Source organism: Chlamydiales bacterium, from assembly GCA_031292375.1.
Classification (GTDB): Bacteria; Chlamydiota; Chlamydiia; order Chlamydiales; family VFKH01; genus JARLHF01.
This window is the reverse complement of record JARLHF010000020.1, coordinates 1-12,012: the sequence shown is the minus strand read 5'-3', so window position 1 is coordinate 12,012 and position 12,012 is coordinate 1. Positions and strand designations below refer to the sequence as shown.

Genomic DNA, 12,012 nt, shown 5'->3' with positions numbered 1-12,012 from the left:
ATTTTTATTGTTGATATTGAACTGGAACAGAGTCAGAACTTCTACTAACAAGTATTACAAACTTTTGTGCAGCATTAGCATCTGGCTGACCATTTGCTCCAATAAAGATGATCTTGCATCTTGGCTTGTTGCTTGGATCTAAAATAGTAACAATACCACTCACATAGGCTGCACTATTATTAATAAGCGCCTGCCTTGCAACATCCGCAGATCCCATTAACGTATCTTGAGGATAGCCAGAAGTATATGTGCCAGAAAAGCTTTTGGAAGTAAGATCGTACCAACCAATATAGCCTTGCTGATTATCTTTTCTATAGATATCAAGAGCCAAAGAGCTCCACTTAGAAAAATTCAAAGCTGTAGCACGCACAGTCAATGACGATTCTGTTGTCATCGATTGCGATGTAAAAACAGTGCCAGGAGCATCTGTTGGTGCTGGCAGTGCAAAAACTGCAAGGTTTGTGCTTAACAATAGCGCAAAAGGTGCTGTAAATTTCATAAAATATCTCCTCTACTTTTATTAAAGTACTTAAATTTAATATATCCAAAACTCGCGTTAATAAGAGAAAGGCTCTCTATTTGGGGCATCGGGAGGCTCTGTAAATACATAATCTCGTGTATTTTCCATGGCTAAATGTCCTTTTTCATTAATTGAAGTAATCCTTCGCACCTCAGAACCATCAGCATTTAAAACTCTTACTGTTGCAGCAGATGGATTTCGAATCTCGGAATAAGCAAGTCCTCTTTTCTTCATTAACTCTCGATTGCTCATTGAACGATTATAATGCTCAATATAGCGTCCATGAGCATCTCGTGATAAAACATAGTCTACTGCATAGTTTCCCTTATTAGCGGCTTCTACATTGACATCTTGAATAGCTCTTCGAACATGCCTTTCTCTAAACTTAACATCAGGATCTAGTTGTGCTATATAAGGTTCTGTATATCGAGTTCCATAAGTAGGGTTCTCATTTTGTTGATATACTCTGTACCTTCTCGGTGTGTTTTCAGTAGCTCGTTCTTCTTGTGCAGGCACATTATAGCCTCTTCTAGACTGCGTTTGAGCGTAAGATACTGAGATTAGACCCAGGGAAAGAATTGTGAGGAACATAAATTTGAGCACCATACGAACTCCCTAAAAAATTATAGTTATTTCTTTAAATATATAATTTTTATTAGAAAAAGAAAAGCTATTGTTCTAGAGAAGGCAGCTTCTCCCAGAGAGAGGCCCCTGGGAAATTTATTTTTTAAATTGGATATTTGATGATGTTCTTCGTAGAACTTTGATTAGACTTCTTACATAATTACATTTGCTTGTTAAAATTTCAATTTTTCTAAGCAAAGCTAATTATGCAAGAAGTCTATTTTAAAAGTCGTATACCACTTGAAGGTCAAACTTTACAAATCTGTTCTTGCCACCAATGTTTTTGTCTTTTGCAACAGAATAAGAAGATGTTGCTCTGATAAGTGCATGATCTGTGACACTATAGTAAGAGCGAAATTCTACGCCCCTATAGTTAGAATTACCTTCTGCCTGGGATGCAGGGACCACATTTACACTCTGAGGGTCTACATAGTTACCGGGGTCTGTTGGGTCTGCCGTACATGCATAGTCACCCCTAGCTGTAGAATTTCCTCTTCCTATACCTGCACTATCAAAATTAGGCACTGCTTGATAACCCACTTCTTGATAACAAATATCAAAAAGGTAATCACCCGTCTTACCAATTTTTCCATATACCAAACAAATATACCAGCCCTGATTCGCACGCGTCCAATTAGATGTAACAACTTTTTTTGCAGCATGGTTGATCAACCAAGCACCGTAGATAGCTCCTTCTTTGCCTTCAAAGCCCCAGTAGTCGGGAACAAAATCATACCCGAGCATAAACTGAGAATTGACAAAACGATACTTTGGAGAATCTAAAACACCATAGCGATCAGCACCTTTTTTTCTCCAATGGACAAAAGAGTATTTTGCAAAAAAACCAGTATCCATAATTTCATCGAGAAAAGCCTCTCCTGCCCATGCATAGTGACTATCCCTATAATCGACAATACAAGGGCCTGCTTCTGTTTTAAAAGGACCGATACAAGTTTCAGTATCATAATTTAGCAAGATACCATCAAATGAAGAATCGTATTGAATACGCGAATCAAAAATATTTGACATGCCCTTGCGACCAAGCTCTACATAAAGGTCAGAATTATTACAACCCCTGTAGAAGCTATAACCAACCCAGGCTTTTCTCACATTTACACCCGTAACACCGCTACTCTCTACGCCCATTGTCGTTTTAAATTGAAATTGCGTTTCAGCCCAATCTCTGCCGCCATCATAATCAAAATAGATATTGCCTTCTGCTTGAAAATAGTTTGAGGGGGCTTTAAGAGGCGTTGCAACAGGAGCCGTGGTAACTAATGGTATACCCCCATCGACTTGTACAGGGTTTACAGCAGGCTCTCCTCTCGTATGATAACCCAAATTGTTTTTAAGTTGAGGAATCCACTTAAGCCTAATGTCGGCAGTAACAGATATACCACCCTTTGCAGCTTCTGCAGCAGCTCGTCTTTCTGCCTCTTCTAATTCTTCAAATGGTTCAGATTCAATTTCTTCGGTGTCTGTTTCGATTTGAGCAAAAAGTGTTGTTGTAAGTAATAATGCAAATAAAGGAAGTACGTATTTATAAAGTTTCATGATTCTCCCACTTTTATTAAATTAAGTGGAAATGTATATCCTCTATCTATTATTAAGTAAATAAGAAATTAAAGACTCTGCAAAGACTTTACTCTTGCCCATATTCAAATGGCTTTACGTAAAGACCCCAAGTTTTTTTTCCAAAACCCTTGAACCATTTTTTCCAAGACATAAGTGGATGACCTGTAGAGCCAACATAGTCAAGAGCCCAAAACTCTAATTCCAGGGTTCCTGGGTTAATAACAAAGCCAAAACGCGTATTAACCCAGTTGCTGTCAGCAAATAGAATGGGGCGTGGCATGGAAAATCCAAGAGATTGCATTGCTACAACAATCTCATTGTGGTAGTCGAGTACAAAACTTACATCTTTTTTACAAAGTAAGAGACAAGCTTCAGTAATTTCCCTCAATTCACTTGAAGAAATTACTGAATACTTTGATACATTTGTACTAAGATATTCTGATAATAAGCTTATATCGCCTTTTAAAAGAGAATGATCTCCCAAAACATGCTTCAAAATATCTATTACTCTATTTGCCAAAAGATCACTTGAAATATAGGGAAAATGCTCATAAAGAGAACCATCAATATCTTCTAAAGAGAGAGGAACTTTTCCAATACGCTTTACCCAATTTTCTTGAGATAAGCGCTGAATCAAAGAAGAGCGAAATTCTGGCAATGTCATATTTCCAGAAATACTTTTTATAGACCGTTTTAGCAAAAGCGCAATTTCTTCTGGTAAATTTTTAGAAAGTACATTTGAAAAAGCTTCTAAAATCATTTCTGAGACATAAATTTTTTGAACAAAGTCTTTTCTTGGCACAATAAAATGATCTCGAACCCATGTGTAAGTATAGGATTGCTCCATCCAGCTAAGAACAAATGGTTCTAGACCAGGCTTTAAAGTAAAAGCATGTGTCGGCGAAAACGCAAGCATGGAACGCTTTGCATCATTCATAAACGCCTTAATAATTGAATGAGGCACTTCTTTTAAAGAATCTACATAAAACGCCAAAAGCTCCTCTTCACTCTCAACCCATGTTGACTTTTCAGTAGGGGGGCTTTCCCTACTATAAAGGCAGCTAATTAAAGTTGCCATTGAACCTCCAGATGTATATGCCCATGGCTTTTTTGAAATCTTGTCAAGATTTTCAAGAGGTTTACTTTGAGGTACAACTTTGTGAACTTTTGCAACTCTATAAAATGCTGACTCCAAAAACTCATCTGTCTTTATATGTCTTGTAATCTCTCCAACAAGGTCAGAATACTCCTTTTTTAAATCGTCAATACCTTCTGAATGCATAATTTCATTTTCAGTTAAAATAAAAAATTCTACCAAATAATTAATAAACTGCTTAGGTGTATAGATCATGCTCCAAACAGATGGATTATTTCTTCCATGTTTAAATAACAACCTAAAGCCTGCTGGGCTATCATCATAAAAAGATTCCGCTTCTTCGCGCATATCTGCATCATAAATTTCTTGAAAATATTCAGGAAACTTCTGTTCATATGTTTTCATCAAAAACTGATAGAACTGATTAATTGAATTTGTTTTTTCAGAAAAAGCATCTCTTTTATTTAAAAGCTCATCAATCTGTCTTAGGCACGAATTGTATTCGATTCTAGCCCACTGTTCTTGAGACTCACTAGATGCTCTTTTTAACTGAGATTCCAATGTCTTTGCTTGGTAGAATACCTGTTCATAGTGAATCTGAATCTCATCTATCTCTTTTTTATATTCTTCCAATTTTTTAGAAAGAAAATTATAGATGCACTCTCCAATTCCTTGTGGCTCTGAGGAGTGCATCCCTAAACTAGAATAAATGTTCCATGTACAAAAATCTGCTTTGCTTTCAGAAAAAGATGCAACAGTAAATTCCCATGTTCTTAATATCGGATTGTCCGTCACAGCCTTATAAATGACTTTTGCTCTAGAAAAACTCTCGTGAAAGCCTCTGATAATTTGAGCTTTGCTCTTTTTTGTTGAAATTTTAACTTTAGTTTCTGCAAGAAGCTTCTGCTGTAGTAGATCTACAGGCTTGTCTTCAATTTCTCTTATCTCATCTTCCTGCAACTCATAATGATAAAGAAGCAATATTTTTAAAATTTCTTCTACGGTTATGATACCGCCCCTATAGGCAGAAAATGCCTCTTCAATTAGCTTCTCCGATTTTTTTTTAATTTGCAACGACTTCAGGACAATAAAAAGTCCCTTGACACCCAAAAGCTCTTTGCCCTTAGGAGCTAAATAAACAGGCTTTCTTAACGATCCAGAACCAAAACTTGGACTTAAAGGAACAGAATACTCAATACCACCAAATGTTCTTTTAAGACGGCCCGTGCTGAACAAATCTCTACAATCATGCAAAAAGCGGATCGGTTGTTCATCATGAATTACAATTGCAGGAGCCGTTGCAAAACAAGAACCTACATTTTGCCTAAAATAGCAAAGCCACGCAGAGAGCACAGCTCTTTTTACATCCGCATCTGTTACAACATGTTTTAAATCCAGATCTAATGTATCTCGAACAAGCTGTTCGACGTATGGAAAAGAAAGGGGCTTGCTAATCATCTTAAGAGAAAAATTTACCTCTTTACTCTCTTGTAAAAATTGAAGCGATTTAAATAGATGCTCTTCCATAGGGGCTTCATGAATGCTTTTTGGCCCTAAAAGAAAGCGCTTCTCTCTAAGATAAGCTATCATTTCTTTTAAAAATTCTTCATGAACAGCTCCGCTATCTGTAATTAATCTAATTGCAATAGCTCTTGTTTTAATTACATTTCGAATGCGGCTACTTTCTTGCAAAGATGAATCCTTTAGTTCTAAACTTAAGGCAACATCTTGATCAAAAATCGATGTAACAAGAGAAGAATCTTTCTTTCTTTTCTCACAAACAAGCTCATATACCCTCAAGAAAAAGCCTGGTTGATCAGCAAGCTGTGTTATTTGTTCAAGTATTTTTCGCATATCTACAGTGTATATTTTTTGATCTTTATTTTTGACTGCATTTTGTATACTATGGCGACTTAAAACTTTACCCGTGTGAATTCACTATTATGTTAATTAATGTCATAGATAATAAAACTTCTAAAACCATACAAGTTGAAATCAATAATGATTCCACCGCAAAAGATTTAGCGCAAAAGCTCAATCTAACGGGGCCAAATCAAGGCCTTGGTATAAGCATCAACGGGACAACTCTTGACTTATCTCATTCTCTACATGAAGGCGATTTAGTTACTTTTTGGACCTTTGATGACCCTATTGGAAAAGAGATGTTTTGGCATACGACTGCTCACGTCTTAGCACAAGCCATATTGCGTCTTTTTCCCAACGCAAAACCTACAATTGGACCACCCATTGAACATGGATTTTACTATGATTTTGCTGATCTTTGGATTTCCGATACTGATTTTGAAAGAATCGAAGCTGAAATGGAAAAAATTATCAATGAAAACTATGTAACAAAAAGAGAAGTCTTTGCAAGTAAAGAAGAGGCTCTAGCCTCCTTTAAAAACAATAAGTATAAAACAGAGCTCATTGAAAAATTTGGAAATGGAGAGCTTACTGGCTATCGTCAGGGTGAGTTTTTTGATCTTTGTAGAGGTCCACACATTCCAAACCTTGGAAAAATTAAAGCTTTCAAGGTTTTAAAGACATCAGGTGCCTATTGGCATGGTGATTCTAAAAACGAGATGCTCACGCGTATTTATGGGATATCTTTTCCTGACAGAAAATCTTTAAAAGAGTTCTTACATCAGCAAGAAGAAGCAAAAAAGAGAGATCACAAAGTACTCGGACCAAAATTAGACCTGTTCTCACTCAAAGAAGAAGCTCCTGGTATGCCCTTCATCCATCCAAAAGGCATGATCATTTGGAATAAACTCCTTGAATACTGGAGAGAGTGTCACAAAAAAGCACATTATGTAGAAATTAAAACACCTGTCATGATGACTAGAGAGCTTTGGGAAAAATCTGGCCATTGGTACAACTACCGCCAAAATATGTATACTTCCTCTATCGAGGAGCGTGAATTTGCCATAAAGCCCATGAATTGCCCAGGATGCATGCTTTACTACAAATCTGTTCCTCATAGCTACAGGGAATTTCCTTTACGTATTGCCGAAATCGGCCATGTTCATCGTCACGAAGCATCTGGTGCGCTCTCTGGCCTATTTCGAGTACGTGGATTTCACCAAGATGATGCTCATATCTTTTTAACAAGAGAACAAATTGGTAATGAAATTCAAAACATCTTACACCTCGTAGATGAAATCTATACAACTTTTGGTCTTTCCTACCATTTGGAACTCTCTACTCGTCCAGAAAAAAATACAATTGGTAGTGATGAAGATTGGGATGCTGCAACAAGTGGTCTAAAACAAGCTCTGGAATCTATGAAAAGGCCTTACCGCCTCAATGAGGGAGATGGCGCTTTCTATGGCCCCAAAATAGACATTCACATTAAAGACGCAATTGGGCGTACCTGGCAATGTGGAACCATTCAACTAGACTTTGCACTTCCTCAAAAATTCGATCTAGAGTATGTAAGTAATGATGGAACAAGGCCCAGACCTGTTATGCTACACAGAGTGATCTACGGATCTATCGAGCGCTTCTTTGGCATACTCATAGAACACTTTGCAGGAAGGTTTCCTCTTTGGTTGAATCCAAGACAAGTTCGCATACTAACAGTTGCCGATAGACACGTTCCATTTGCAAATGAAATTGCAAAAAAACTTCATTCTGCAGGCATTCTTTGCGAAGTAGATGACACGTCCGAATCTATCAGTAAAAAAGTGAGAGAAGCACAAGTGGCGCAAACAAGTTATATGCTTACAATTGGAGACAAGGAAGTTGAACATCAAAATTGCTCTCTTCGTACCCGCGATAACCTTGTTATAGGGGAATTGAATATCGACGAGTTTATCTCAACAATTGAAAAAGAAATGCATACAAAAGCACTTCTCTCTCCTTATACCAAGGAAGGCTCCCTATGAAATGTATTGCTATCAGCAGTTTTAAAGGCGGAACCGCAAAAACTTCTACCGCACTTCACCTAGGTGCAGCCCTTGCAAAGTATCATAAAGCAAAAGTTCTTCTTGTAGACTTTGATGCTCAAGCGAATCTAACTGCAGGCCTTGGATTTGATCCGGACAAGCTTGATAGTATGGCTTCTGTATTGCAAGGCAAAAAAAGCGCAAAACAGATCATTTGTAAAACTAATATCGCCAAGCTTGATCTTGTCCCTGCGGATACATTTTTAGAAAGAGTTGAAGTCTATGGCGACCTTGCCTCCGATCGCTATTCCCACGAAAGACTAAAAAACATTTTAGAGCCTTTAAAATATGACTACATCATTGTTGATACACCTCCCTCACTTTGCTGGCTTACAGAATCCGCTCTCATTGCAGCAGACCATGCTCTCATCTGTGCAACACCCGAATTTTACAGCATTAAAGGCCTTGAGCGCTTGGCTCTTTTTATTAAAAGCATAGCAGAGCGCCATCCTTTAAGCGTCCTGGGTGTTGCCCTCTCTTTTTGGAATCCACGAGGTAAAAGCAACCAAGCCTTTTTAGAAGTCATTGAAAGTACGTTTCCTGGAAAACTTTTAGATTCTAAAATTAGAAGGGATATCACAGTGTCTGAAGCCGCAATCTTTGGCAAACCTCTTTTTGAAACAGCACCAACAAGTAGAGCAGCAGAAGACTACATAGCATTTACCAAAGAAATACTTAAACGAATGTAAAGCCGCTTTACACATCAGGAGTCCTCATGTCAAAAATGAACGCTATTTTAAGTGAGCGCTTAAAATCAAGTGAAGAACATCCCAAAATGGCAGTCCTTGCAAAAAAAAGCGCATCTGGCTCTCTTACAAGCTTTACTGGGATCTTTGGCTCCTCCGAGCTCAGTGAAGGCGAAATGCACGAACTAAAGCTTCTACTCGAGCGCTACAGCTTAGAATCTCATGACTTATCATCTGATCTTAAATCTCTTACAAACATCACAGTAGAAGTTAAAGCGATCAATAATCAAGCAGCTCTTCTTCATGGAGAGCGCATTAAACGCGCAAAAGAACTCCTCAAAACCTATAAGGAAGGAGCTTTTTCTTCTTGGCTCATGAATATCTATGGAAACCGTCAAACACCCTATAACTTCTTACAATACTATGAATTCTATATATCCGTTTCCAAAGAATTACATCCCCTTATCGACACACTTCCAAGACAAGCTGTCTATACACTCGCAAGCAGAGATGCACCACTTGATAAAAAAGAAAAGGTTCTTAAATCATTTATAAACAAGACAAAGCATGAAATTTTAATGCTTATTCGAGAACTTTTTCCCATTCACACAGAAGACAAAAGAGGCTCAAGCGCTTACGAGAAGCTGCTTGCAACTTTTGAAAAAATACATCCTATTCTTAAGGACGCAAAACTCACTAAAAACCAAAAAAAGCATTTAGAAACAATTCTAGATTCATTCTATGCTATTTTGGGAAAAGAGAAAGACGCCACATGACTAAACATGTTTATGAGAGTCCTCTTAAATTGAGGTATGCAAGTGATGAGATGCTATACTTATTTTCTAAGCATAGCAAATACACCACTTGGAGAAGGTTATGGATAGCCCTTGCAAAGGCAGAAAAGCACATAGGTCTTAACATTACAAAAGAACAAATTGATGAATTAGAAAACGCAATCCATTCTATTGACTATGAAGCTGTAAAAACTCACGAGGAACTCACACAACACGATGTTATGGCTCACTTATATGCTTACGGTGATATTTGTCCACTGGCAAAGCCTATTCTACATCTTGGAGCCACATCCGCATTCATTACGGATAATGCCGATTTACTCTTGATTAAACAGGCTTTTTCTTTACTTGAAACTAAGTTAAAAGCGCTTTGCAAATCCCTTGCAGCCTTTTCAAAGCAATATAAAGCAACTATTTGCCTTTCTTATACACATCTTCAGCCAGCCACCCCTACAACTGTAGGAAAAAGAGCTGCACTTTGGCTGCAAGACTTTTTATTTGATATGCAAGACCTAGCTTATAGGCAAAGCACGCTCAGCTTTCTTGGTTTAAAAGGAGCAACTGGCACACAAAGCTCTTTTCTATCCCTTGTAAAAGGGGATTCTCAAAAAGTTCAAGAATTAGAAAATTTCATCGCAAAAGAACTTGGCTTTTCAAAAGTACTCCCACTCTCTGGACAAACATATACAAGAAAGCAAGACGTGCACATCTTAAACGTACTTTCTGGTATTGCCATCACTGCCCACAAGTGTGCAAACGATTTGCGTCTTTTGGCGCACTTAAAAGAGATTGAAGAGCCTTTTGAAAGCGCACAAGTAGGCTCATCGGCCATGCCTCACAAACGCAATCCTATTTTAATGGAACGCATCTGCTCTCTTTCTCGCTTTGTCATTGCATTATCTGAAAACCCATCCTATACAGCTGCAACACAATGGCTAGAGCGATCTCTTGATGACTCTGCTAATAGGCGTCTTGTACTTCCAGAAGCATTTCTTACAGCGGATGCCATCCTAAACCTAATGCTACACTGTTTTAATAACCTTTCAGTCTATCCTAAGATAATAGAAGCTCACATTAAAGAAGAGCTTCCCTTTCTACTCACAGAAGAAATTTTAATGGTGGCAACAAAAAAAGGTGGAGATCGTCAATTACTACACGAAGCTCTTAGAAGGCATTGTCAAACGGTTTCTTATCAAATAAAAGTTGAGGGAAAATCGAATAATCTCTTGGAACTAATTAGCAATGACCCTATATTCAATTTATCAAAAGATGAATTAGATAAGCTTTCAGATATCAAGAAGTTATCTGGAAGGGCAGAAGAGCAAGTAGATGAATTTTTAAAAAACCACATAGAGTAAAAATATGTTAGATGAAAAAGCACTATTACACCTTGAAAATACCTTAAAGCGTATTTTTGCAATGAAAATTACACGCTCTACATTTCGTGAGCTTCAAAACTTGATTCTATCTTTGAGTGGAGGAAATCAAAATTTTACCCAAGACCTCTATGAATCCTTACTTGTAGGCAATGCAAAAGAAGGACTTTTAGCAGGATCTAAATCACATGATCTATTTAAGAACATTGCACATCAATTTTCTGTACTGATTCGCCTTGCAAAAGAAGTTTTTGAACGGGGTGAATTCATCAATATTATCACATCCGATACAATCAATAATCAAGATGACGTTGCCCTTCTAAACCGTATCCGCAGGATAGATGGCGATGAATTCTTATTTATTTCAGACCCTGCAAGCACTCTACATATTCTACAGCATTTCCAAGGACGCCTCCAAGACCTTGAAAAAACACCTGAGGGCAAAAAACAACTCAATCACATGAAAAAGGACCTTCTTACACTCAGTGATAAACTCCATAAAATGGCAAATGCCCTGTAAATATCTATACACATCGTAAATGAAGAATCGTTTACGATGTATACACAAACAAGTTCAAGAATTATTTGTATATAAAAGCTAAAAATAAGCATTATTTGGCTTATGAAAATACCAAATGATGAACTTATTTCTATACTTGCTACAAAAATTAAGCAAGTTCTTTGGATTTCTTGGGAGGATGGGCACTTGATTAACGGCTCGGAAATCGCCGTTTTTTTGAGTAAGAGAGTAATTTGATTGGGCATGGATCAACTTTGCAATTTCGCAAATCTTCACAAAGCTTTTCTATTTTTTCAAATTCATCACATTCAAAAGCGCATATGGTAATATGGGGCAAACTATTTTCTTCATGAGAAGATACCCATCATTCAGGGGAGCGAACATGCCTTGAGCAACTTGAATAAAAGAAAGTGCGCATTTTTTTGACGGCACTAGAGCGAGTATGTAACGTATCAAATTAGTCTTCTATAGGGGGCCCTGCCCTTTTATCGATCAGGTTTTCAATTTTTTACGACGCCATTTGTTCTTTTACGTCGTAAAAGCATGTCGCAAAAGATCAGCTAAGGCCAGCAATTAGGAGCGGGATGTTTTACGAAAGAAAATAGGAAATTATAAGAAAATTCTTCTCATAAAAATGACATGTTAACGTAAAATGCAAAAAATTATTATGTATATTTTGTGATAGCGTTTTCAACGAGTACGTTGCATCTTTTACGCAGAGACGCGATGGCGTAGAGAGTTACAGATCATTAGCTACTCTAGTTAATCCATCAATAAGCCGTCCTTGCCCAAAATTAAGTACCAGCCCTAGCTTAAGTCTTGTTAATCGTAAATAGGTTAATACTTGAGCCTTGTGGACAGCATGTTCTTTTTC

Annotated in this window: 10 protein-coding genes; 6 read left to right on the top strand and 4 right to left on the bottom strand. The window is 37.5% G+C overall.

What is annotated here, in order from left to right; translation table 11 throughout:
• Positions 1 to 4: 4 nt before the first annotated feature.
• The 4 genes from P4L16_03180 to P4L16_03165 form a co-directional block, all read right to left on the bottom strand.
• The gene (locus P4L16_03180) at positions 5 to 499 is read right to left on the bottom strand and encodes a hypothetical protein (protein ID MDR3624126.1); all 495 of its coding nucleotides are present in this window, start codon (positions 497 to 499) and stop codon (positions 5 to 7) included.
• A gap of 57 nt (positions 500 to 556) precedes the next feature.
• Positions 557 to 1,126, bottom strand: coding sequence for a hypothetical protein (locus P4L16_03175; GenBank protein MDR3624125.1), 570 nt, complete (start codon positions 1,124 to 1,126; stop codon positions 557 to 559).
• 240 nt (positions 1,127 to 1,366) lie between these two features.
• Complete coding sequence (locus P4L16_03170; GenBank protein ID MDR3624124.1) at positions 1,367 to 2,698, bottom strand: hypothetical protein; 1,332 nt, start codon at positions 2,696 to 2,698, stop codon at positions 1,367 to 1,369.
• Between the two features lie 88 nt (positions 2,699 to 2,786).
• Entirely contained in the window at positions 2,787 to 5,669 is a 2,883-nt protein-coding gene (locus P4L16_03165) for a hypothetical protein (protein MDR3624123.1), read from the bottom strand.
• An 89-nt stretch (positions 5,670 to 5,758) separates the two neighbouring features.
• Between P4L16_03165 and thrS the strand changes: the two genes are divergently transcribed.
• From thrS to P4L16_03135, 6 genes are all read left to right on the top strand, one after another.
• Entirely contained in the window at positions 5,759 to 7,702 is a 1,944-nt protein-coding gene (gene thrS / locus P4L16_03160; protein MDR3624122.1) for a threonine--tRNA ligase, read from the top strand.
• Positions 7,699 to 8,451 carry a ParA family protein gene (locus P4L16_03155; protein MDR3624121.1) on the top strand — a complete coding sequence of 251 codons (753 nt, stop codon included), beginning with the start codon at positions 7,699 to 7,701 and terminating at the stop codon, positions 8,449 to 8,451. The genes thrS and P4L16_03155 overlap by 4 nt, the downstream gene beginning before the upstream one ends.
• Before the next feature lie 26 nt (positions 8,452 to 8,477).
• Positions 8,478 to 9,224, top strand: coding sequence for a CT583 family protein (locus tag P4L16_03150; GenBank protein ID MDR3624120.1), 747 nt, complete (start codon positions 8,478 to 8,480; stop codon positions 9,222 to 9,224).
• Positions 9,221 to 10,600 carry an adenylosuccinate lyase gene (gene purB, locus P4L16_03145; protein MDR3624119.1) on the top strand — a complete coding sequence of 460 codons (1,380 nt, stop codon included), beginning with the start codon at positions 9,221 to 9,223 and terminating at the stop codon, positions 10,598 to 10,600. Before P4L16_03150 ends, purB begins: the two co-directional genes overlap by 4 nt.
• 4 nt (positions 10,601 to 10,604) lie before the next feature.
• The gene (locus P4L16_03140; GenBank protein ID MDR3624118.1) at positions 10,605 to 11,138 is read left to right on the top strand and encodes a DUF5414 family protein; all 534 of its coding nucleotides are present in this window, start codon (positions 10,605 to 10,607) and stop codon (positions 11,136 to 11,138) included.
• 102 nt (positions 11,139 to 11,240) lie between these two features.
• Entirely contained in the window at positions 11,241 to 11,375 is a 135-nt protein-coding gene (locus P4L16_03135) for a hypothetical protein (GenBank protein MDR3624117.1), read from the top strand.
• Positions 11,376 to 12,012 lie beyond the last annotated feature (637 nt).

Coding starts and splice junctions, on each gene's coding strand:
- P4L16_03180 (MDR3624126.1), bottom strand. CDS start 499: ATGAAATTTACAGCACCTTTTGCGCTATTGTTAAGCACAAACCTTGCA.
- P4L16_03175 (MDR3624125.1), bottom strand. CDS start 1,126: ATGGTGCTCAAATTTATGTTCCTCACAATTCTTTCCCTGGGTCTAATC.
- P4L16_03170 (MDR3624124.1), bottom strand. CDS start 2,698: ATGAAACTTTATAAATACGTACTTCCTTTATTTGCATTATTACTTACA.
- P4L16_03165 (MDR3624123.1), bottom strand. CDS start 5,669: ATGCGAAAAATACTTGAACAAATAACACAGCTTGCTGATCAACCAGGC.
- thrS (MDR3624122.1), top strand. CDS start 5,759: ATGTTAATTAATGTCATAGATAATAAAACTTCTAAAACCATACAAGTT.
- P4L16_03155 (MDR3624121.1), top strand. CDS start 7,699: ATGAAATGTATTGCTATCAGCAGTTTTAAAGGCGGAACCGCAAAAACT.
- P4L16_03150 (MDR3624120.1), top strand. CDS start 8,478: ATGTCAAAAATGAACGCTATTTTAAGTGAGCGCTTAAAATCAAGTGAA.
- purB (MDR3624119.1), top strand. CDS start 9,221: ATGACTAAACATGTTTATGAGAGTCCTCTTAAATTGAGGTATGCAAGT.
- P4L16_03140 (MDR3624118.1), top strand. CDS start 10,605: ATGTTAGATGAAAAAGCACTATTACACCTTGAAAATACCTTAAAGCGT.
- P4L16_03135 (MDR3624117.1), top strand. CDS start 11,241: ATGAAAATACCAAATGATGAACTTATTTCTATACTTGCTACAAAAATT.